Origin of the sequence: Pseudomonas flavescens (genome assembly GCF_013408425.1) — a bacterium.
Taxonomy (GTDB): domain Bacteria; phylum Pseudomonadota; class Gammaproteobacteria; order Pseudomonadales; family Pseudomonadaceae; genus Aquipseudomonas; species Aquipseudomonas fulva_A.
Genome location: NZ_JACBYV010000001.1, coordinates 2,979,789 through 3,001,296 on the forward strand (window position 1 = coordinate 2,979,789; position 21,508 = coordinate 3,001,296).

A 21,508-nucleotide genomic window follows, 5' to 3' on the forward strand; every position below is an offset into this window, starting at 1 on the left:
CGGCACGAAACCGCTCGGGCGACGATCGACCTGCTTACCAGTTGTAGCTCAGCTTCGCAGTGACTTCGCGGCCAGGGTTGTAGTAGTTGGCGGTACCGGAGCCGACCACATGCTGCTCGTCGAGCAGGTTGCTGACGTTAAGCGCCAGGTCGGTGCCTTTGGCGATGTTGTAATTGAACGCGGCGTCGTACAGCGTGGTTGCTTCGCTTTTGCCGGTATTCGCCGGGTCAAAGTAGTAGGAGCCGACATAACGAGCCCCAAGCCCAACACTCATGGCTGTTCCTGGCAGATCGTAGTAGGTCCAAAGTGATGCGGAATGCTGAGGTGTCACCTCGAACGCATTGCCTTTGAGGGACGTACCGTCCCACAGCGTGCCACGAACGACATCCGACTTCATGTAGGAATAGCCGCCGACTAGGCTCAGGTTATCGGTCAATTCGGCCTTGGCCTCCAGATCGAGGCCCTGAACATTTGTCTCACCAACATTTTGCTGCTGAATACCGCCGCCTGGCACAACTACAGCGATAGTGACATCTTCCTGAGTCAGGTCGTAAATAGCTGCAGAGAACAATGCATTCATTCCCAGAGGGGAATATTTCACACCAACCTCATACTGTTTACCGCGCTTCGGAGTAGTACCAATCTCGGGTGGTGAGACGGACTCCACCATGCTGACGTAGGTGGAAACCTCATCGGTAACGATGTAGGTCAGCGCACCTCGCAGCGATGTTTCAGAAAAACTATCCGACGTTCTCGCCTGGTTGAGCTTGTTGGTTTCAGCAAGGTCCATGGAGTCATTACGCACGCCCGCCGTGACGATAAAGCGCTCGTAGAAAGAAAAGTTCTGCTGCAGGAATACAGATTTAGTGGTGTAGTCCCGCTTGGTGTGAAGATAGGGTACCAATCCGTTCGGGGCGCCACTGTAGACCGGATTGGCAATATCAATCGCGGAAACCCCTTGTTGATATATGGAAACCGCGTCGGACGATGAGTCGCCGTACTCCACGCCCACCATGGTACTACTGTCGATATTTTCAAAACGGGCGTCGTACTGCAGCATCAGATTGCCGTTGATCTGATCGGATTCGGTGTCTGTACCGAAAACATCTCGATCACGCAATGTCCCAGTTCCTGTACCACTCAGGTAGAGATAAGCAAAGTCATCGGTCAGCTCGCTGTACCGTAGGTTGCTACGCAGGACGAAACCATTATCAAAATCGTGGGTGAAGTTACCGCTGATACTGGTCCGTTCAACATCATGGAAGTTGTAGTCGGGTTCACCGTAGAACTTGCTACGACTGTACTCTCGATCCAGCGGATAGCCACCGCTGTTGGGAGAGCTCTTGGTTTTGAGGTGGTCAAGAGTCAGGGTACCTGAGGTATAAGCCGTAGGGGCCCAAGTCAAGCTACCCATGACAAAGCCGTTATCGTCGCGGGAGTGATCGTACTCACGGTCGCTGTCCTGAAGCTTGCCGGTAAAACGGTATGCAACGGTCTGATCCGTATTCAAAGAATCACCAACGTCGATGCCAGTCTCCTTGTGGTTGAAGGAACCATAGGTTGCATAGACCTGGCCGAACTTCTCGAATCGTGGCTTCTTGGTCACGAAGTTCACCGAGCCCCCTGGGTCAGCTGCGCCAAACAGCGTGGAGTTTGCCCCACGCAGGATCTCGATACGCTCATAGGCAAAAGGCTCTTCACGAACGCCACGCATTGAGCCCAGAGTCAGCCCATCACGGTAGGTAGTGGCCTGAAAGCCACGGATCTTGAAATAGTCGTTACGATCATCCGTACCATAGAAGTCAGTAAGGATGCCTGGCGTGTATTGCAGAACTTCCTCAGTGGTGCTTGCGCTGCGCTGCTCGACTTCCTTCTGGGTCACAACGGAAACCGAAGCTGGGGTATTGAGGATGCTGGTAGCGACCTTGCCGCCGACCCAAAGCTCCTGAGCGACCACCGTGCTGGCGTCATCACTTGCCGCAGCCTGAGAGTTCACGATGATCGGTGCGAGGCGATAGCTCTCCTCCTCCCCGATGGTGATCGCCTCCTGGGCATTCACACCGAAGGGAACAGCCACCAGCGGGGCGCAGAACATGGCTGCCGTCGCGGCACGCTGCCAGGAGGCGTGCGCGTTGATAACCCCGTTTTTACTATCGGTCATGCTCAAGATCCTTGGATTGTTTGCGGGCTTCCGCCGTTAGCCCCGTTCAGCGTTGTCGCGACAACTCGGCAGAGATCGTACAACTGATGATATTCGAAAATATCTATCACAACGATAGTCATTCACATACAGGCCGGATTCGCCGGTGAATCCCGCCACTCTTTTTTTAAAAAGATCCGGACAGGAACGCAGCTCGCCGGTTTGATCAAGGAGAGCGTTGCCTCGCGGTACGCAGCGCAGCTGGAAAAGACCGAGCGCAGAATAGAAAAAGCCCGCAATCGAGCGGGCTTCTGGTTATGGCTAACAGTGACTGCCAACAGCTCACAGAAAGGACCACTCACAGCCGTCACCCCTGGTGATCGAACGCCGCGCTGGTCGAAGGCGGTGCGTTGATGGTGACGATGGCGCAGGCTGTGCTCGGATCACGCCGCAGCAATCGGGAGGATGTGGGTGAGTTCGCTCAGCGTGGCCGAACCAGCGATGCACCAGGCGGGGGAAGTCCGCCGCCCTGCGCACAGAACCGGCGCGTTGCCCCAGCGGGACATCGCCAAAACTTCAGGTCGAAAAAGCTATTCAATGAGCTCGGGCTGGACACCACTCGAGGCGAAACTACCCGGATGATCATCCAGCCCGACGCCGCAGTTTCGGTCAGAAGCGGACTGTCACCCCCGCGTTAACCGAGTGGAAACGAGTGTCGGAACCGAACTGCCCTTGATAGGACAGGCCCAGATCGGTCTGTCGATTCAAGCGCAGTTTCGCCCCCACTTCAGTCAGAGCCGTGTCGCGGGTCTGGGCGACACCTTGCACTTCGAAGTTCGGACCGCCTGCAAAGGACTGAACGTTTCGCGGGTCCAGATCACCATAGGCACGTCGCCATCCCAATGAGCCGTAGAGCTGCGTATCGAGGTTCGCTACACGGGCGTTCGTCGACGCGCGCAGGCCCAGCGTCGAGAAGACGGTGTCCTGCTTGTCGCTGGACACGTCCAGAGCAGCCGCACCGCCTTTTTCATGCATATCCTTGGCGTCGTAGCGTACGTAGGAAAGGCCGGCGAACGGCTCCAGTACCACGCGGTCGACGGGTATGCGGTAGGCCACTTCACCACTTGCCTGCAACGATTGGGCATCGCGCTTGCCGGTCAGGCGATCACTGAACCCGGCAAAAGCAACGTTGCGCTCGCTCTCCAGACGGTGCCAGGTGTAACCAACGTCTGCGCTGAGGCGCAGAGCATCGATCTCGCCACCGGTATAGAGACCGAGATGATAGTTGTCGCTGTGACCCTCAGCATCACTGTCATCGGCATCGAACTTCGAACGGCTGTAGCCGCCATAGACGCCACCGCGCCAATCCGGGGTGAAACTACCATCGGCACCGAACAGCAGGCCGCCCGTGCTTTGGTGCAGGCCACCGGCGCCGTTGCCGCCGCCTACCTTGGTCCAGTTGCCGAATGGCTGCACCCAGGCGCCATTTTCAGTGGGTGGCGTGCTGGGCATCAGACTCATTGCCATGGCTGGCATGCGCAATGTCCCGCCATCCAGAAGACTGCGCACACGAGTCCCCACCACTCCGGACACCACTTGGCTATTGGCGATCAGCGCGGTTGAGGTACTGCCGTGATAGTCACCGGCTAGCTGATCAACAGCGTCACGAGCACTTTCGGCATCCAGAATCAGCAGGTTGTTGTAGAGACTCAGGGAATCGCCGCTTTGCTCCAGTACGCTCAGCGCGCCAGCTGTATTGAACTGGTTCTCGGTCAACATGACCGTCTGGAAGATGCCCAGGGTAGGTTCTGGGGTTGGCGTCGGCGTCGGCGTCGGCGTCGGAGTCGGCGTTGGAGTCGGAGTCGGAGTCGGCGTTGGAGTCGGCGTTGGCGTTGGCGTCGGCGTCGGCGTCGGCGTCGGCGTCGGCGTCGGCGTCGGCGTCGGCGTCGGCGTTGGAGTCGGCGTCGGCGTCGGCGTCGGCGTCGGCGTCGGTGCTGTGTTTTTTTGCTCGATGGTAAGGTTCAAATCATTGGCAGTGCGCTGCAGGCCGACATTGAGGAATGCCGAGTTGGTAAACGCCTGGGCATAGGCGGTTCCTGCAGCGGCGCCGTCAATCAAGCCGCCTTGGGCAGAGAGCAAGGTGTAGGTTCTGCCGCTCTGATAACTCTGCGCTGGATCCAGTGCCGTCACGTTGACCTGCGTACCGCGCAGGGTGGCCGTGCCGCTCACGTTGACCCGATCTGCGCCGCCGTCGCCGGCAATATCCGCTGCGTAACGTGAGCCAGCGGCCATGTCGAGGTTGCCTTGTATGGCCAGCGCACCTATGGCACTTTCACCGGGCGATAACGTACCTCCGGCGGCTACGTCGGTAGTGCCCACTTGACCGACGCCGGCCAGAACGCCGCCATCCAATACTTGGGTACTGTTGGTGTAGACCCCGAATTCATTGCGCCCCACAGTGCCGTTGACTACGAGGGTACCGTTGCCGACGTTCAACCGCGAAAGGCTTTGGGTGGTGGCCGTATTGCCGCGCTGATTGACCTGGTCGACATCACCCGACAGCACGAGTCGCCCGCCGCGTACTACGACGCTACCGGCCAGTCCGCTAAGGTCGCCGCTCAGGGTGGTATTCCCGTTGAACGCATACACTCGGCCCGTTCCGCTCAACGTGTTGGCGACTTGCAGATCGGTGTCCGTGTGGTTGAACGCCAGGTGCCCGTTGCCCGTGCCAAAGCGAATGGCGGTTTGCGGGTCCAACCGGCCGGCCGCCTGAGCGGCTCCGGCAGTTACCGAATCGATATCGGTACGGTTAGGATCGGTCACGACCGAACCGCCCACAGCAAGCGTGCCCCGGGTCGGATTGTTGATGCTGCTGATCGTGCTGATGAGGATCCCGTTGGTAGCCCTCAGTTCGGCACCGTTGGACAGCGTCAGGTAAGTGCGGGTGTCGCCGGTGCCGAGTGTCATGCTCTGCGTTTCCAGGCGTGTGCCTTGTCCGGAAACACTCACCTGATTACTGCGGCTGCTAATGGCCGAGCCCAGCAACAGTGAGTCGGTCGCCAGTACGGCGCCATTCTCGAGCGTAAGATCGTTTCTGTTTCTGAACACACCGCTGTTGTCCCAGCGGGTTCCGGCATCGGAAAGCCTGACGACGGAATCGATATCGACCTGCTGGCTGTTGATTTTCCCGCCATCATTGGCCGTGATGCCCGACCTGTAGACAAATACCCCACCGGCCTCGATGTTGACCGCGTCGACCAGGGAGTTCTGGCCACTCACGAGCAGCTGGGCGTTCGAAAATGCGTTGGAGCGCGAACCGTTGACCTCCCCCAGATCCAGATCCCGCACCGACACCTGGCCGCCGTTGCGCACGGTCAGGTCGCCTTGACCGACACCACCGACAACGATCGTGTTACCCAACACAAATGAAGTGCGGGGCACCACCCAGCGCGACCCCGTTCCTTCGACCACCACGCTGGCCTGAGCCTGATTGACGCCCGTACTGCTGGCTTGGCCAATAATGCTGCCGCCTTCGCTGGTCACGGTTGCGCCGCTGTTGATAGTCAGACTGGAGGTGTTGCCGTCAGTTGACCGAACGTTGATCGAGCCATCGATTACGCGGTCGCTGCTGAAGGTTTCCTGACCATCGGTGAGGGTGTAGTCCGCTGCCTGAGCCTCCGAGAGCAGTGCAAGAGTAATCGCAAAAGCAAGAGGGGATATTCTGAACAAGGGGTTCATAGCGACTCCAGATACTCCATAAAGGCCACGAAGGTGGCTGCCCAGCCGCGTAGGCCAAGCGTTCCGTTAGGCAGGTTGCCAACGGGGGGGAGTATCAGGAGGCGCAGTTGCAATGGATATAGCACGCATGCACTAGCTTCCGTGCATAAGCTCGAACAGTTGTGTGGCGCCGTGACAGGTTGGAGTGCAGCCGGGGAGCGACCTGCTGGAGCGCTTCAGTCAAAGGCATGCGCTGAGCATGCTCGATCGGCCAATGGAACATCGCCGTCACACTCTTGCGAGAACGCCGACCGCTGCCGGCGCTACTCGCTCCGAGGCCGCATCGGTCAACCTTCACGAACCCTCATGCTTGATTCCACCCGTTTCTGATTAGCGGACTGCCGCATGAACCTGAGCTCGCGCTCGTTCGCTGCCCATAAGCGGCAGACGCGGATCCCGCAGACAGACCCGAATACAACGCCCAATTCGCCTTTCAATTCGCCATCGGCGCTCGCCTCGCTTAGCACCGTCACGACCGGCTGACGGAACGAAATCAAAGTGCCACTAGTCGTAAAGATTGCAGAAACCTGAAGATCGGCCGACACGATCCCATGAGCGCAGCGTTTAGGCCTGCTCTCTCCAGGCTGGAAAGGATGATCCGCTCGGTTATTTATCTGGTCTTATTTTCAGAGCGTCGCCTGATGAACAAAATACTGCTGGGCGTACGAGCGTTGATGTCCGTGCCTGAGGACAATCCTGGTCTGGTCAAGGCGCAATACCTCGCGCTGTCTCGCCAATTGCCGATGATGTATTTCATCCTGCTGATCAACACCCTGATGCTGGCGGGCACCCACTTCGCGGTCGCGCCGCGCTGGCTGGTGGTGTACTGCCCCTTGATCATGACGGTGTTCGGCGTGATTCGTGCGGTGGAATGGATGCGCACGCGAGGGCAGACACGCAGCCCGGCGCAGATGCTGACGGCGCTGAAGCGCACCAATATGCTCGCGCCGTTTGTGGCCGTGGCGTTCACCGCCTGGTCGCTGGCATTGTTTCCCTATGGCGACGGCTATGCCCAGGCGCATGTCGCCTTTTATATGGCGATCACCGTCATCGGCTGCATTTTCTGCATGATGCACCTGCTGCCAGCTGCCCTGGCTACCACAGCAGTGGTCAACACGGCGTTCGTGGTGTTCTTCGCATCCACCAATATCATTACCTTCGTTGCCACTGCAATTGACGTGCTGCTGGTGTCCATCGCCATGCTGATCATTCTCAAGGCGCAGTACGCCGACTTCACCCGGTTGGTGAACATGCAGGCGCACACGGCAAAACTCAGTGAGGAAAACCTCCACCTGGCCAATCAGGACAGCCTGACCGGGCTGGCCAACCGACGGCAGTTCTTTTCCCGCCTCGATACGCAACTGTCCCGCGCCCGCGAGCAGGATATTCGCCTGGCCGTAGGGCTGATCGACCTGGATGGCTTCAAGCCGGTCAACGATCTGTATGGCCATAGCATTGGTGACAAGCTGCTCTATCAAGTTGGCCAGCGCCTGACCGGGCTGCTCGACGAAAACGTGCACCTGGCCCGGCTGGGCGGCGACGAGTTCGCCCTGATCATCACTCAGGCCATGAGCGACGACCAGCTGCGGGCGTTTGGCGAGAAAATCTGCGCCAGCATGCGCGAGCCGTTTCTGCTGGTGGACATTCCTATCCAGATCAGTGCATCGCTGGGCATCGCGACCTTCCCGGATCAGGCATCCTGCGCCACGCACGTGTATGAATATGCCGACTACGCCCTGTATCAGAGCAAGCGCCACCGCCCCGGCACGGTCTGCCTGTTCAGCGCAGCCCACCGCCAGCAGCTCAACCGCGAAGGGCTGACCGAGCAGGCCCTGCGCCGGGCCGATCTGGAGCGTGAGTTTCACGTGGTGTTCCAGCCCATCGTGGATATTCACAGTGAGCGAACCGTCGCGTTCGAAGCACTGGCTCGCTGGGAAAGTCCAGAGTTGGGCAGCGTGCCGCCCTGTGATTTCATTCCGATTGCCGAGCGTGTCGGCATGGTCAATCGCCTCACGGTGCCGTTGCTCAGAGCGGCGCTGGACGCGGCCGCGAGTTGGCCTGCGGGCATCCGCCTGTCATTCAACCTGTCCGTCCACGACTGTGGTTCGCAGGACGCGGCCCAGCAGATCGTCGAACTGATCAAGAGCAGCCGTTTCGACCCGGCCTGTCTCGATCTGGAAATCACCGAAACCGCGGCCATCCAGGACCTGCCGCAGACCCAGCGAGCGATCAGCCGGTTTCGCGAGTTGGGCTGCGGCATATCCCTCGACGACTTCGGCGCCGGCTATTCCAGCCTGAGCCAGATCCACGCGCTGTCGCTGACCAAACTGAAGGTGGACCGCACCTTCGTCACCAACATCCACCTCGACCCGGCCAGCTTCAAGATCGTCAAATCGCTGGTTGCCCTGTGCCAGGACATGCAACTGGAATGCATCGTCGAAGGCGTGGAAACCGCCGCCGAACTCGGCGCCCTGAAGAACCTCGGCTGCGTCTGGGCCCAGGGCTACCTGTTCTCAAAACCCATGCAAGCCAGCGACATCAGCGCCTGGCTTGGCGGCGAGCAGTTGGCCAAGGTGCAGGCGGTTTGATCCGCCGATAGGGCAAGGCGCCGCTCGCGCTCATGCCCTGAGAGCTACACAAACTCTGCCAGAAAATGCCAGGCTCAAAATGCAAGAAGCCCGCAATTACGCGGGCTTCAGGGCATTTTTTGCTAGATCGTGCCGGGAAATGCCGGACGCGGGATCACTCTCACTCTCTTATCAACAGACGCCATGAAAGCATGTATTTAGTGGCTTTCAAGGAACTAATTTTTTCAAAACCATGAAAAATACCATGCAGGATAAAAATCACTTCTTAGGGCTAGCGTCGCCAAGATACATGCACTTAGAGGACGGCCCGCAGAAAGGAGACGCATCAGCACGGCAAGCTCAAAAACTGCTCCCTCAGCGCAGACTTCGGCAAGCAATACGATGGCATCGACGGACCAGCCTGAAAAGCCTCTGCCATTGCCTCATCGTGACCACGATCTCTCACGTTCTTATCTCTGGCATATCATCTGAATGAATCGCCCCCCATTTCCAGAGATCCTCAAGCCTCAAGATGGTCCCCCAACGGCGGTGAGACCGTCCTCTTTTCGCCAGTTTCAAGCCACAGCGAAGGGCCGCTTCTGGCCGACTCCTGCCTGTCGAGGGACCAAAGCGTGCTGGTCAATTCCAATGGATATAAACGGCTGGCCAGTCGCTGCAACTTTCAAACCCAGCGACATAATCCTTTTAGCCTCTACACGACACCCGCTTTATTGTCGGTCTCATAAGCGCCCACCAGCAACACACCGCGCTTGGGCGTACACGCCAGCAACGCCGTGGCGCCAAGCAAGGCTTGTGCTTCCTGCAGGCGCTCTGGCAGCAGCAGGCCTTCGGCGGCATTGAAATCGCCCGCCAGTATCAGCGTGTGCTCATGCTCGGCGACAGGCACCCAATCCAGCTGGCTCAGGCGCTGGCGTAAAGCCGCCAGCGCAGACTGATGAAAGTCTGCCCGCTGCGCGACATCCACCTCACTGGCCGACACATACGCCACGGTTTCGCCCTGATCGATGGCATACGCCAGCAACGGCGCCTGGGCGGGCGATACCGACACAGACAACGGCGAAAGAAGCAGACCATGCTCATTGGCCTGCTCTTGCCAGGTGGCGGCTTTCAACAACGGCGTGACGACGTTGGACATCCCTCAACCCCGACGATGAGGTGACGAATAGGGCTTTTTCCAGGTGAAGCACTGAATATCGCCGGCAGGCTGGTGGTAGACCACCCAGTCGCCACTCACCTCGATGGTATTGGCAATGGTCCCGGCCGATGCCTGCCAAACCTCCGCGCCGGTGTACTTGTCCCAGGCGCGGGGTCGGCGCTCCTCCAGACCGAACACAAGGTCGCCATCGGTATTCGCGGCGAGCATTTCATCGTTGCTTTTGCGTGCCCAAAGCTGGACTCCATCAACCGTGGATAAGCAGAGTACGAAGCCGCTGCTGTTGACGTTACTCAAGAGGACGGTGCCGCCACGGGCGCTGATGTAGCGCGGAAATGCCTGATTTTTGTACTTCATGCCAGCCAGTAGCGTTTGCATGAACGCGGTATTGAAGTAAGCAAACTCGCCGACGAGGGTGAAAGAGGTCAAATCAATGACCAGTACATGATCACCTGCCAGCACGTAGAGCGTGTCGCCGTCACGCGAAGTCGGAGCCAGGGTAACGCCAGGCGCAAACTCGAAACGGTCCAGAGGAATTTCGAGCTTCACGGTTTTTTCAGTGAGTGAGTACACACAGAAAACCGGAGCAGACAGTCGTACTCCGTAAATCAGGCCGTCAGCGGCCGGCATGAAATACTGGATATCGATGTCAACATGATCGACCACCTTGCCGTTCTCGACGATATCCAGGCCACGGCTGTAGTCATTCCAGCCAAAAGCGCGGTAAATCCGTTTGCCGTCGTAGACAAAGCGGCCGTCGATTGCCCATTCAGGGTTGGCGACCGCTTCATGCTCGCTGTAACGCGGCTGCCAGTCAGTCACATCAATCAGTTCGGGGGATTCCCCATAGACATACAACAAGCCACTCTTCAGAAACATCGGGCGCCAGCGTGGCTCCGACTTGCGGCTCAGACGTGCCGGCACATCGTCCTCTAGGCCGTTGTACCGAGGCAGGTCAAAAGCCTTGAAGTAACGCTCACCCTCGGCGTCTTTACTGCTGTACAGCACATACAGTTGATCACCACCAATAGCGGTGGATACCACACCGTTGAATTTCTGCGCAAAGCGAAAGGTCGCTTTTTTCGCGGGGATACCTACTGCCATTTTATTTGCCCTTAGTCGTCAACGGGTCAATGACCTCGGAAAGCACTTTAAAGGAAATATCTTTCTTGCAATCAAAACCCGCGCTCGGGAACGGCTTGATCGCCTGCAGGCAAGCCTCAATAACCCACGTCTTGCGCTGGTTAACCTTAGCCGGTGTGTCGAACGCATCCTTCATCCACTCAGCTGTAGATAGACATTCGTCATCTAGGGCAAGCTGATGTGGCAGGCAGTTATTAGCTTCGTGAATCTAGCTGAAAAAGGGCAGCGGATCCGTCCGACAACAAATGGAATTGACCGCCCTTACAAGGTACAGAGCATACTGCGAGCAAAATGGGGGCTGCGGCTAGCATTGACCGCTATAGGCCAACCCCAACCCGCTGGCCACAGGCGGAAACCGGCCTATTGGCGACCGGCAGCTTTTGGCCGATAGCGGCCTGTCATCTACATCTGCTCTTGGCCGGTAGTTGCCCCTCGTCACCGGCGACTGCTATCGACCCAAAACGAACATCCGTCGCAGCGCACGCTCTGCACCACGTTGGGTCCGGTTATACCTCGGCTTGTTAGCCGGACCGAGCGGCTCTAAGATCGAACCATCTCAAGGTCATAGCCGGCCATGCGCTGCGCTGTGGATGGCAACAAAGGATCCTTCAGTGAAAATTCGAGAAATGTTTTGCGGGCTGGCCATATTGGCGATGGCCAGCCCGGTACTGGCGAACAAGTACATCATCGACATGCAGGGTGAATCGCCCAACCGCGTGATCGTGTATGCCAATGCGGAGGATATCGCCAGACTGGGTGGCAGTGCATTCTCCCAAACGCTGATCCGAGGGATGGAGCTGGAACTGGTCTACGAGGCGGCGGACAAGCCTCATTGGACGGTCATGGCGGCGCAATTCGAATGCCCCAACATGAATCGCATGATCATGCCGGACTTGAACGGAAGCAATGTGCGGGTTCCGAAAGATGTCGAGATCAAACTTGCATCCTTGCCGGAGGTAGACACCATCAGGTTCCGTTCCAATGGAGGTGGAACCTGGTCCCGGAAGAAGGACAGGTACGAAGCAACACAACCCACGGATTGGCAGACGACCTCGAGCTACACCTTGCTGCAGGCCTATCGCATTGCCTGTCAGCCGGATGCTTTCTCGAGCGCACTGCAGGCGTCGGGTAACCCGGACCGCTCCATCAATAACGAACTGCTTGCAAAAAATATGGAAGGGCTGGGCATCCATGTTTTGGGCGCGGTTCCGATAGGTACTGGTGAGGATGCGGCGGATTTCACCTGGAAGCACATCTGGAAGGACGCGGTACGTCCACCCTCGGTAGCCGCGCGGGAAATGACGCCGGATGAAATCGCCGGACTCAAACGAAACATGGCCGAGCTCAAGTCGAGAGTTGACCGTGAAGCAGATGAGACCAATGCAACGCTCAAGAAGCTTGGCGGAGAACTTTCCTTTACCACCAAGGCTGCGCAATTGCGCGGCAAGCGCAAGCTGTCGCGGGCCGAGTCAACGCTGGTCCAGCTGTGGGTGGGGAAGACAGAACACGATGTGGTCGTGGCGAACGGGCCGCCGGCAATCAATGATGCCGGTGGGATGCGCTTTCTTTCCTACGGCAGTTCGTACGACAACCAGGTGCAGTGGGTGAATGCTTTCAATGGCGCCCCAATGGGCACGGCGGGCGGTTGGCAGTATTGCAACGTGCGCTATGTCCTGATGCCGGACGAGTCGGACAACGTATACAAGGTTGTCGATGTCCGGGTGACGGCTGACTCTGCAGGGGATACCCGCGGCATGCATGCCTGCGCCGACATCATGAACGCGCCCGGCCAATAGACGGCACGGTAAGGCGGTGTAACGTACTGCCCCGGAGCTGTAGTCCGGGGGCTTACTTTACCCGCACCGCCATGCATTCCTTCAAACGCCTATAGGCGGCCTGCACGGCAATGGGTTTTATATCGACCATGGACTTGCCATCCATGCCGATGGTGTAGTGGGCAGTGTCGCTTTTATCCTTCAGAACCGAGTCAAACTTGAGCGACAGGATGAAACCCCCTCCCTGGCCGTCACTGCCGGGTATCTGGTAGGCCCCGACATCAGCATTGCCCAGCCCATTGCCGAATGTGACTCTTACGGTCTTAGGGGCTTTTACCTGGGGAATGTCCTTGCTGTTGAACCACAGCATCCCGTCGCCTTTTTTGGCCATTTCGGCATCCCACGGACCTGCAATTTTCAGCGAGGCCGTCTCGGTGATGAAACCTACGGAGCACTGGTAGCCATCGTTCACCGCCTTGTGCGACAGCACCCAAATGCCTTCCTTGCTTTTGTAGAACGGCGTGTTTGCCATTTTCCCGTCATTCGCCGAGTTGCCACCACCCAACAGTTCCGTTGGTACCTGCGCCATCAAGGCCGTAGGAAGCAGTGCAAGCATGCATGCGGCGATGCGGGGGCGGAGTTTCATGTCGGCGTTCTCTCGGGGCGGTCTGCACATCTGGGAACGACCTGCTGGCCGTCGTGTGACTTCGGTACATTCTGCTGGAATGCCCTATTAGCGGCAAGCACGGGTGGCCGGCGACCAGCAGCGTAGCCAGTGTAGTGGGCAGTGCACACAGCCGAGCTTGTGCGCGCGGCTGTGCCCCATAGGAGTACCGGTAACTTGGCTGAAGTGATGGACTGGGAATTTGATGGATATGTCCCCGCTTGACGTGACCAGCGAGGGTTGCTGTTCGCTACTACTGGTGTGCTGCGATCACTGGTTTTCCAAAGCAGGGGCCAGAGTAGGGAGCACCCCGGCTTCCCAGCGGCTTACCAACCCATCCCGAACACCCGCGCATTGACCCGCCCTACTCGCGGCTCCGCCGGAATAGCTCAGTTGGTAGAGGGGCGCATTCGTAAAGCCTCCAGCGCAGTTCCAAAACGATGTTTACAAGCAACACCGAACAAGGCCTGCTAACGAGGGCCTTTGTTTTTTCAGGTCTTTTTAATTGATATGGACGAGAACCGCCCAAGCTGGAAATGAGCGCATCGCCCGCGCGTTGGCTTAGCCCCGTTAGCTGCCGGATACCAAAGACAGCAGTCGGCCACTACCCCCGGCACAAGCTCCTGCCTGGAACTTAGCTGGCTCGGATACCATGCCTAGAACGCTCCACCAAGCATGGTACCGAGATAAATCTTATGACTTAGCCTTTTCGAGCCATGCGAAAGACCATTAACAATACAGAGCACATCAGTCCAGAATCAGATTTTATCTTTATAAATCAAAATATTAAGAAAAAATCCTACTCCCACTCAATGGTCGCTGGCGGCTTGCTCGATACGTCGTAGGTGACGCGGGAGATGCCGTCGATTTCGTTGATGATGCGGCCGCTGACGGTTTCCAGCAGTTCGTACGGCAGGTGTGCCCAGCGGGCGGTCATGAAGTCGATGGTTTCCACCGCACGCAGGGCCACGACCCAGGCGTAACGACGGCCGTCACCGACCACGCCAACCGATTTCACCGGCTGGAACACCACGAACGCCTGGCTGACCTTGTGGTACCAGTCGGCCTTGCGCAGTTCTTCGATGAAGATGTGGTCGGCACGACGCAGCAGGTCGGCGTATTCCTTCTTCACTTCACCGAGGATGCGCACGCCCAGGCCCGGGCCCGGGAATGGGTGGCGGTAGACCATGTCGTAGGGCAGGCCCAGCTCGAGGCCGAGGCGACGCACTTCGTCCTTGAACAGCTCGCGCAATGGCTCGACCAGCTTGAGGTTCATTTCCTCGGGCAGGCCGCCGACGTTGTGGTGCGACTTGATCACGTGCGCCTTGCCGCTCTTGGCGCCAGCGGACTCGATCACGTCCGGGTAGATGGTGCCTTGGGCCAGGAACTGGATGTTGTCGAGCTGGCTGGCCTGGGCATCGAACACGTCGATGAAGGTGCGGCCGATGATCTTGCGCTTCTTCTCCGGGTCGGCTTCGCCGGCCAGGTTGTCGAGGAACTGCGCCTCGGCGTTGGCGCGGATCACCTTGACGCCCATGTTCTCGGCGAACATGGCCATCACCTGCTCGCCTTCGTGCAGGCGCAGCAGGCCGTTGTCGACGAATACGCAGGTCAGCTGATCGCCGATGGCCTTGTGCAGCAGCGCCGCGACCACCGAGGAGTCTACACCGCCGGACAGGCCGAGCAGTACGTTGGCATCGCCGACCTGGGCGCGCACCTGGGCGATGGCATCTTCGGCGATTTTCGACGGCGTCCACAGGGCTTCACAGCCGCAGATGTCGAGAATGAAGCGCGACAGGATGCGTTCGCCCTGCTTGGTGTGAGTCACTTCCGGGTGGAACTGCACGCCGTAGTAGTTACGGTCGTCGTCGAACATGCCGGCAATCGGGCAGCTTGGCGTGCTGGCCAGCACATGGAAGCCAGCCGGGATCTCGGTAACCTTGTCGCCGTGGCTCATCCAGACGTCCAGGCCGAATACGCCGTCGGCATCGACATGGTCTTCGATGCCGTCGAGGATGCGGCTCTTGCCGACCACATCGACGCGGGCGTAACCGAATTCGCGCAAGTCGGAGCCGGCCACTCGGCCACCGAGCTGCTCGGCCATGGTCTGCATGCCGTAGCAGATGCCGAATACCGGCACGCCGAGGTCGAATACCGCTTGCGGGCAACGCGGGCTGTTGGCTTCGTGTACCGACTCCGGGCCACCGGCGAGGATGACGCCGCGCGGTGCGAATTCGCGAATCGCGTCATCGTCCATGTCGAACGGGTGCAGTTCGCAATACACGCCGATCTCGCGCACGCGGCGGGCGATCAGCTGGGTGTACTGGGAACCGAAATCGAGGATCAGGATGCGGTGAGCGTGAATGTCGAGGGCCATGACTAGTTCTCGTCAGTGGTAAGCAGAAACAACGCGGGGCTGTCGATAACAGCCCCGCTTACAGGTATTACCGAAGCATCAACCTACCCGGTAGTTCGGCGCTTCTTTGGTGATCTGCACGTCGTGGACGTGAGATTCGGCCATGCCGGCACCGGTGATGCGGACGAACTCGGGCTTGGTGCGCATCTCTTCGATGGTCCCGCAGCCGGTGTAACCCATGGAGGCCCGCAGACCGCCCATCAGTTGATGGACGATGGAACCCATGGCGCCCTTGTAGGCCACACGGCCTTCGATGCCTTCAGGCACCAGCTTCTCGGCACCGGCAGCGGAGTCCTGGAAGTAGCGATCCGAGGAACCCTGAGCCTGGGACATGGCGCCCAGCGAGCCCATGCCACGGTAGGCTTTGTAGGAGCGGCCCTGGAACAGCTCGATCTCGCCTGGAGCTTCTTCGGTACCGGCCAGCATGGAGCCGATCATCACGCAGGAAGCACCGGCAACGATGGCCTTGGACAGGTCACCGGAGAAACGGATGCCACCATCGGCGATCAACGGAATACCGCTGCCTTCCAGCGCGGCGGCGACATTGGCCACTGCGGAGATCTGCGGCACGCCGACACCGGCGACGATACGGGTGGTGCAGATCGAGCCAGGGCCGATGCCGACCTTGACCGCATCGGCGCCCGCTTCGGCCAGGGCCAATGCGGCAGCGCCGGTGGCGATGTTGCCGCCGATCACCTGGATGTCCGGGAAGTTCTGCTTGACCCAGCCCACGCGCTCGATCACGCCCTTGGAGTGGCCATGGGCGGTGTCGACGATGATCACGTCAACACCGGCATTGGCCAACGCGGCAACGCGGTCACCGGTGTCGGCGCCAGTACCGACAGCAGCACCCACGCGCAGACGACCCTGATCGTCCTTGCTGGCCAGCGGGTAGGCCTTGGCTTTTTCGATGTCCTTGACGGTCATCATGCCCTTGAGGGTGAAGGCATCGTCGACGATCAGGACTTTCTCGATACGGTGCTTGTGCAGCAGATCGCGAACGACGTCCTTGGCAGCGCCTTCCTTGACCGTGACGAGACGCTCTTTGGGCGTCATCACTTCACGGACGGTAGCGTCCAGGCGGTTCTCGAAGCGCACGTCACGGGAGGTGACGATACCGACCAGATCACCATTGCTCAGCACGGGAACGCCGGAGATGTTGTTCTGGCGAGTCAGTTCGAACAGGTCGCGCACGGTCGCGTCGGCCTCGATGGTGATCGGGTCCTTGACCACACCGGCTTCGAACTTCTTGACCTTGCGCACTTCGGCAGCCTGCTGCTCGATGGTCATGTTCTTGTGGATGATGCCGATGCCGCCTTCCTGCGCCATGGCGATGGCCAGGCGGGCTTCGGTCACGGTATCCATGGCCGCGGACAGCAGCGGAATATTCAACTCGATGCCACGGGTGAGGCGAGTCTTGAGGCTGACGTCCTTCGGCAGAACATCGGAGAAACCGGGGATAAGTAAAACGTCGTCGAAGGTAAGAGCTTCTTGACTGATACGCAGCATGGCGGGGGCTCCCAGACGGGAAAATTGGAAGCGCGCCATTATACCGAGTCAGCCCCTGTCACTCAATGTAAAGAATGGATATCGACCGTTCGGCAATTAATATCAATGATTCTCAGCTGGCGGGGAACCGATGAGCATTCATGCAGCCTGATCTATTCAGGCTCAGGGAAGAGCTCCCCCTCCCCTTGCAACGCCGCACCACTGGCGGATCGCCATACCAGGCAGGGCGTTGCCTGCGTAATAAACCTAGGCGCTTACCAGCGCGACGGGATACCCCAGCCGTTCGGCGAACTCTTCGAGAAAGGCAGGCGTGAACCGCGCATCGGCCCAGCCATTGAAGATGAAACCCAGGTTGGAAAAGCCGCAAGGCTGCAGGAACAGGAAACCGTTGATGTCGTCTTCGTGCCTGCATTCGGGGCAGGTGAAGTTGTCGGTTTCTCCTGGCGACCACTCGTCCAGGCTTTCGAACAACGCCTCGCCGATCTCCTTGCGGCATTCGGGGCAACCCGCCTCTTCGAGGAAACCGTCGACGGGCGTGTAGATGCAGCGCCGGTAGATGACTTCCAGCCCATTGACAGCCTGGCCGAACGGCAGCCGCTCGGCGAACTCGACCACCCTGCTCGCTCCAGGCGCGATGGCGTAGGCCATGCCATTGCGCCCACAGGTGGTCGGCAGCGCCTCGACGATATCGCGCTTGGCCAGCCAGCGAAGAATCTGCTGCGCCTTGCGCTCGTGGCCGGGGAAGCTGGAAATCCGCGGAACGACGATACTCTGAGTAGCCATGCCCTTGCCTTCGGGGGAACCGTAAACCGCGAAGCTTAGGGGTTGCCGGCAGCGGATCACAAGCCGCATGACGCTCGGCCGACGGCCTGCAGCGTGGCAGGCCGTGGCCAAAGCCAGGCGATTAGCGGCAGGCCAGTTCGCTGGCCTGGCGGCGCTGGAAGTAACGCTCGCGCAGGCTGTCGTAAGCCAGGTTGTAGCCCAGGGTGTAGGGCAGGAAGAACAGGATCAGGCCGATATCCAGGAAGAATGCCGCCACCAGGCTGATCGACAGCCACCAGGCCGCCAGCGGTACCAGCACCAGAATCAGGCCAGCCTCGAACAGCAGGGCATGGCTGATCCGCGCCCACAGGCCGCGCTCGAAACCCATGCGGCGCTGCGCGGCGTCGAACATGACGTTGAAGATCATGTTCCAGAACATGGCGATGGCCGAGAACATCAGCGTCAGGGCGCCCATGTGCGCCAGGGATTTACCCATGGCCCAGGCCAGCAACGGCGCGCACACCACCACGGCGATCACTTCGAACAGGGTTGCATGCAGCACGCGCTCCTTGAAGGAGCGACGGGCGATCTGATTGGACTGACTCATTTTTGATGACTCGCAAGGTAACGTCGATGGGGCTATCCTCATCGGAAAAACAGCCAGAGCAAAGTTTCCAGCCATCGGAAAAACCGATATGAACCTTTCTCCCGAATCTCTCCAGGCGTTTGCCCAGGCGGCCGCCACCGGCTCGTTCAGTGCCGCGGCCCGGCGCCTGGGCAAAAGCCAGTCGACGGTCAGCGAATCCATTGCGCGGCTGGAAATCGACCTCAACGTCAGCCTGTTCGTACGCGGCGCGCGCCAGCTCACGCTGACCGAGGCCGGCTGCAGCCTCTTGAGCCGGGTACAGGATGTGCTGGCCGCATCCGATCGCCTGCTGCGCCAGGCCGGACAATTGGCTGCGGGCCTGGAGCCCAAGCTGACCCTGGTGCTGTCGGACGCCTACCAGGCGAGCCAGTATCAGGCTCGTCTGGTGGAGCTCGACCAGCGCTACCCGGATCTGGAATTCGAGTGTTTTTTCGCCGAACACGCTGATGTTCTCGACTTGGTCGGCCAGGGCCGGGTCAATCTTGGCCTGCTCGCTGCCCAACCCAGTTATCCGCCGGAACTGGCCCACGCCAGCCTGGCCGACTGTGCAGATTTCGGTCTATTCGTCGCCAGAGGGCATCCGCTCAGCCAGTTACCGCGAGTCACTGCGGATGATCTGGCCCACTGGCGCGTACTGCGCCTGAGCACTGTGGCGAAGCAGGAAGAAGAACTGGACGATCTGCCGGGCAGCGGCGGGCGCTGCTGGTCGGCGCCGGACTACCTGCTGCTGCTGGAGATGGCCACGCTGGGCTTTGGCTGGGCTGCCCTGCCTCGCCAGTTGGTCATGGGCCATGGCGGGGATCGCCTGCAGGAACTGGCCATCAACGGCTGGCCCAAGCAGGTTGCGGTGGATGTGGTCTGGTCGCGGGAACGGCCGCTGGGCCCGGCTGCCGCCTGGTTGCTGGAGCGGCTGCTGGCTGTATGAAGGAGTGTCATGAATGAAAAGCTTTACCCCACTCGATATAGAACGCAGAAGCTTCACCGGCACACGTCTCGGCTTTTTTCTGCTGCTGGCGGTGGTGCTGGGGCTGTCGCTTTACGCGCTGTTCGGCATTGCTTTCAACCTCTGGCTCGCCGGCTTTCTGCTGCTGCCCAATGGCCTGTTGATCTACCTTGCCGTCTTCGCGAAGGATGCAACGCTACGAAAGACCAGCGAGACACTGCGGCAGTTGGGACAGACATTCGGCTAAGTGCCAAGCGCTGTTGAGCTGAGCTATGCTGCCCGCCGTCAAGGAGCCCCTCATGATCACCTGCTACCTGCGCTACATCATCGACCCGTACCAATTGGCCGAGTTCGAGCACTACGCAAAATTATGGATACCCCTGGTGGAGAAATTCGGCGGCCAGCATCACGGCTACTTCCTGCCATTGGAAGGTGCCAACAACGTGGCCCTGGCACTGTTCAGCTTCCCCAGCCTGGCCACCTACGAGGAGTACCGTGAGCGCTCGATGCAAGATGCCGAGTGCCTGGAGGCCTTCGCCTATGCACAGCAGAACCGCTGCATCATCAGTTACGAGCGCAGCTTCATGCGCCCGGTAGGTGTCGAGCCCCGTTAAAGACCTTTGATTTTTTGGGAGTTTGTATCCGGAATCGACTGCAATAAGGCAGGAGCAGCCATTGATGCAGTACCTGTGGGAACGGGCGGGGACACCTGGTCCATGCCCGCGAAATCACGGGCATGGCCCGTTCCCACAAGTGGCGGTCAGCCGGCCGTTTCCGCCACGTTACAGTCTCTACGTGCGGAGTTACGGCGAATGATCGTAAACAGCTTGTAAGTCCTACAGCTCGCCCGCATAACGCACCAGCGAGCTACTCGCGCCACGCCGCTCCAGCTCATCTTCCAGAAAATCCTGCAGTACCCGGGCGTTGTTGTGCTCCCTGTTGCAGGCGGCGTACAACAGCGTCAGCTTGCCTGCTGCGGCGCGCGTCAGCAGGCCTTGCCAATACTCGCGGCGATAGCCCTCACGAAAGGCGTCGAACACCTCGGCGCGGTAAGCGAACTCGCGGCGCAGTTCGGCGAAAGGCGCTACAGCTGGCAGCCACTCATCTTGGTGCAGCGCATCGTTGCGACAACCTCATGGCCACAGGCGGTCGACCAGCACCCGGTAGCCGTCGCCCTCCTCCTGCGCCTGGTAAACACGCTTGCAGCGGATCATCGTTGGCGTCCCTTGAGATTGCCCAGCGGCCTCGGTAACGTGGCCGCTCGCAAACGGAGAGCCACATGCCTATCAGCCGCAAATTCCTAGTGTTCACCCTGTTGCCACTGTTCGCCAGTTGCGCGGTGTATACGGGCAAGCCCGTGGACCCGGAAAAATCGCAGACACGCCTGCAGGGCCAGCTGACTCGCGAAGCCGGCCAGCTATGGTTTTCCCCCTGTAGCGATCCACGCCGCTTCGCCATCGGCGAGGGCAGCACCGGTATCACCCAGGACAGCAGCGAGCTGTTGGGCGATGGTCATTCCGTTCTGTTCGCCGACCTGCGCGGGCAGATGGGGCCGACCAAGATCAGCGGTGCCGACGGCGGCTTCGAGCTGAGCCGCGTGTATCGGCTGCAGGGTGAAGGCCATGGCTGCGACGACCCCAACTTCAAGCGCACACTGGTGCGCGCCAGCGGCCAGGAGCCGTTCTGGAGCGTGACCGTGAGCAATCAGGGCATGGTGCTCAGCGGCCCGGAGCACGAGCCCCTGGCGCTGCCCTACATGGAAGAGCAACTGCCCGATGGCCGCATCAACCTGACCAGCGAAGCCAATGGCCAGCGCGTGGAGCTGTGGATAGCGCCGCAGCGTTGCGTCGACACCATGAGCGGCGCGGTACAGCACCTGAGCGCCGAGCTACGCCTCAATGGCAAGCTGATGCGGGGCTGCGCGGCGTTCGGCGGAGCGCGTAACGACTGATCGGAGCCGTTGCCTGCGTTGGATGCGTCGCAATGGGCCGG

General features: G+C 59.6%; 16 protein-coding genes and 1 pseudogene. 6 read left to right on the forward strand and 11 right to left on the reverse strand.

Going from position 1 to position 21,508, the window contains the following annotated elements:
* Window positions 1-34: 34 nt before the first annotated feature.
* Together FHR27_RS13325 and FHR27_RS13330 are read right to left on the reverse strand one after the other, a co-directional pair.
* Window positions 35-2,161 (reverse strand): TonB-dependent siderophore receptor, encoded by a 2,127-nt coding sequence (locus tag FHR27_RS13325; RefSeq protein ID WP_179538797.1) that lies wholly within the window; start codon window positions 2,159-2,161, stop codon window positions 35-37.
* A 648-nt stretch (window positions 2,162-2,809) separates the two neighbouring features.
* On the reverse strand, window positions 2,810-5,878 hold the full coding sequence (locus FHR27_RS13330; protein ID WP_179538798.1) for an autotransporter outer membrane beta-barrel domain-containing protein: 3,069 nt from the start codon (window positions 5,876-5,878) through the stop codon (window positions 2,810-2,812).
* A gap of 680 nt (window positions 5,879-6,558) precedes the next feature.
* Between FHR27_RS13330 and FHR27_RS13335 the strand changes: the two genes are divergently transcribed.
* Window positions 6,559-8,505, forward strand: coding sequence for a putative bifunctional diguanylate cyclase/phosphodiesterase (locus FHR27_RS13335; RefSeq protein WP_179538799.1), 1,947 nt, complete (start codon window positions 6,559-6,561; stop codon window positions 8,503-8,505).
* A gap of 691 nt (window positions 8,506-9,196) precedes the next feature.
* Here the strand turns inward: FHR27_RS13335 and FHR27_RS13340 are convergent.
* From FHR27_RS13340 to FHR27_RS13350, 3 genes are read right to left on the reverse strand one after another with little or no spacing between them, the layout of a single operon-like run.
* Window positions 9,197-9,640: a hypothetical protein gene (locus FHR27_RS13340; RefSeq protein WP_042552000.1), complete on the reverse strand. Its 444-nt coding sequence runs from the start codon at window positions 9,638-9,640 to the stop codon at window positions 9,197-9,199.
* 3 nt (window positions 9,641-9,643) lie between these two features.
* Window positions 9,644-10,762, reverse strand: coding sequence for a hypothetical protein (locus FHR27_RS13345; RefSeq protein WP_042552001.1), 1,119 nt, complete (start codon window positions 10,760-10,762; stop codon window positions 9,644-9,646).
* 1 nt (window position 10,763) lies between these two features.
* Complete coding sequence (locus FHR27_RS13350) at window positions 10,764-10,937, reverse strand: hypothetical protein (RefSeq protein ID WP_156152632.1); 174 nt, start codon at window positions 10,935-10,937, stop codon at window positions 10,764-10,766.
* A gap of 475 nt (window positions 10,938-11,412) precedes the next feature.
* Here FHR27_RS13350 and FHR27_RS13355 point away from each other — a divergent pair, with 475 nt between their 5' ends.
* Complete coding sequence (locus FHR27_RS13355; protein ID WP_179538800.1) at window positions 11,413-12,597, forward strand: hypothetical protein; 1,185 nt, start codon at window positions 11,413-11,415, stop codon at window positions 12,595-12,597.
* Between the two features lie 52 nt (window positions 12,598-12,649).
* On the opposite strand, the gene FHR27_RS13360 is transcribed toward FHR27_RS13355, so the two are convergent.
* The 5 genes from FHR27_RS13360 to FHR27_RS13380 form a co-directional block, all read right to left on the reverse strand.
* Window positions 12,650-13,222: a hypothetical protein gene (locus tag FHR27_RS13360; protein WP_179538801.1), complete on the reverse strand. Its 573-nt coding sequence runs from the start codon at window positions 13,220-13,222 to the stop codon at window positions 12,650-12,652.
* A gap of 817 nt (window positions 13,223-14,039) precedes the next feature.
* Window positions 14,040-15,617, reverse strand: coding sequence for a glutamine-hydrolyzing GMP synthase (gene guaA, locus FHR27_RS13365; RefSeq protein WP_042552003.1), 1,578 nt, complete (start codon window positions 15,615-15,617; stop codon window positions 14,040-14,042).
* A 78-nt stretch (window positions 15,618-15,695) separates the two neighbouring features.
* Entirely contained in the window at window positions 15,696-17,165 is a 1,470-nt protein-coding gene (guaB, locus tag FHR27_RS13370; RefSeq protein ID WP_179538802.1) for an IMP dehydrogenase, read from the reverse strand.
* 246 nt (window positions 17,166-17,411) lie between these two features.
* The gene (locus FHR27_RS13375; protein WP_179538803.1) at window positions 17,412-17,948 is read right to left on the reverse strand and encodes a sugar ABC transporter ATPase; all 537 of its coding nucleotides are present in this window, start codon (window positions 17,946-17,948) and stop codon (window positions 17,412-17,414) included.
* Between the two features lie 121 nt (window positions 17,949-18,069).
* The gene (locus tag FHR27_RS13380) at window positions 18,070-18,534 is read right to left on the reverse strand and encodes a multidrug/biocide efflux PACE transporter (RefSeq protein WP_042552006.1); all 465 of its coding nucleotides are present in this window, start codon (window positions 18,532-18,534) and stop codon (window positions 18,070-18,072) included.
* 88 nt (window positions 18,535-18,622) lie between these two features.
* Between FHR27_RS13380 and FHR27_RS13385 the strand changes: the two genes are divergently transcribed.
* The 3 genes from FHR27_RS13385 to FHR27_RS13395 are packed head-to-tail and all read left to right on the forward strand — an operon-like array spanning window position 18,623 to window position 20,130.
* Window positions 18,623-19,498: a LysR family transcriptional regulator gene (locus FHR27_RS13385; protein ID WP_042552007.1), complete on the forward strand. Its 876-nt coding sequence runs from the start codon at window positions 18,623-18,625 to the stop codon at window positions 19,496-19,498.
* A 13-nt stretch (window positions 19,499-19,511) separates the two neighbouring features.
* Complete coding sequence (locus FHR27_RS13390; protein WP_042552008.1) at window positions 19,512-19,763, forward strand: hypothetical protein; 252 nt, start codon at window positions 19,512-19,514, stop codon at window positions 19,761-19,763.
* A gap of 52 nt (window positions 19,764-19,815) precedes the next feature.
* The gene (locus tag FHR27_RS13395) at window positions 19,816-20,130 is read left to right on the forward strand and encodes an NIPSNAP family protein (RefSeq protein ID WP_179538804.1); all 315 of its coding nucleotides are present in this window, start codon (window positions 19,816-19,818) and stop codon (window positions 20,128-20,130) included.
* A 222-nt stretch (window positions 20,131-20,352) separates the two neighbouring features.
* Here the strand turns inward: FHR27_RS13395 and FHR27_RS13400 are convergent.
* Window positions 20,353-20,730 (reverse strand): annotated as a pseudogene (locus FHR27_RS13400) (DUF488 domain-containing protein).
* A 65-nt stretch (window positions 20,731-20,795) separates the two neighbouring features.
* Between FHR27_RS13400 and FHR27_RS13405 the strand changes: the two are divergent.
* Complete coding sequence (locus tag FHR27_RS13405; RefSeq protein ID WP_179538805.1) at window positions 20,796-21,467, forward strand: COG3650 family protein; 672 nt, start codon at window positions 20,796-20,798, stop codon at window positions 21,465-21,467.
* Window positions 21,468-21,508 lie beyond the last annotated feature (41 nt).

Coding starts and splice junctions, on each gene's coding strand:
- FHR27_RS13385 (WP_042552007.1), top strand. CDS start 18,623: ATGAACCTTTCTCCCGAATCTCTCCAGGCGTTTGCCCAGGCGGCCGCC.
- FHR27_RS13360 (WP_179538801.1), bottom strand. CDS start 13,222: ATGAAACTCCGCCCCCGCATCGCCGCATGCATGCTTGCACTGCTTCCT.
- FHR27_RS13390 (WP_042552008.1), top strand. CDS start 19,512: ATGAAAAGCTTTACCCCACTCGATATAGAACGCAGAAGCTTCACCGGC.
- FHR27_RS13395 (WP_179538804.1), top strand. CDS start 19,816: ATGATCACCTGCTACCTGCGCTACATCATCGACCCGTACCAATTGGCC.
- FHR27_RS13350 (WP_156152632.1), bottom strand. CDS start 10,937: ATGAAGGATGCGTTCGACACACCGGCTAAGGTTAACCAGCGCAAGACG.
- FHR27_RS13375 (WP_179538803.1), bottom strand. CDS start 17,948: ATGGCTACTCAGAGTATCGTCGTTCCGCGGATTTCCAGCTTCCCCGGC.
- FHR27_RS13340 (WP_042552000.1), bottom strand. CDS start 9,640: ATGTCCAACGTCGTCACGCCGTTGTTGAAAGCCGCCACCTGGCAAGAG.
- FHR27_RS13405 (WP_179538805.1), top strand. CDS start 20,796: ATGCCTATCAGCCGCAAATTCCTAGTGTTCACCCTGTTGCCACTGTTC.
- FHR27_RS13325 (WP_179538797.1), bottom strand. CDS start 2,161: ATGACCGATAGTAAAAACGGGGTTATCAACGCGCACGCCTCCTGGCAG.
- FHR27_RS13330 (WP_179538798.1), bottom strand. CDS start 5,878: ATGAACCCCTTGTTCAGAATATCCCCTCTTGCTTTTGCGATTACTCTT.
- FHR27_RS13380 (WP_042552006.1), bottom strand. CDS start 18,534: ATGAGTCAGTCCAATCAGATCGCCCGTCGCTCCTTCAAGGAGCGCGTG.
- guaA (WP_042552003.1), bottom strand. CDS start 15,617: ATGGCCCTCGACATTCACGCTCACCGCATCCTGATCCTCGATTTCGGT.
- FHR27_RS13345 (WP_042552001.1), bottom strand. CDS start 10,762: ATGGCAGTAGGTATCCCCGCGAAAAAAGCGACCTTTCGCTTTGCGCAG.
- FHR27_RS13335 (WP_179538799.1), top strand. CDS start 6,559: ATGAACAAAATACTGCTGGGCGTACGAGCGTTGATGTCCGTGCCTGAG.
- guaB (WP_179538802.1), bottom strand. CDS start 17,165: ATGCTGCGTATCAGTCAAGAAGCTCTTACCTTCGACGACGTTTTACTT.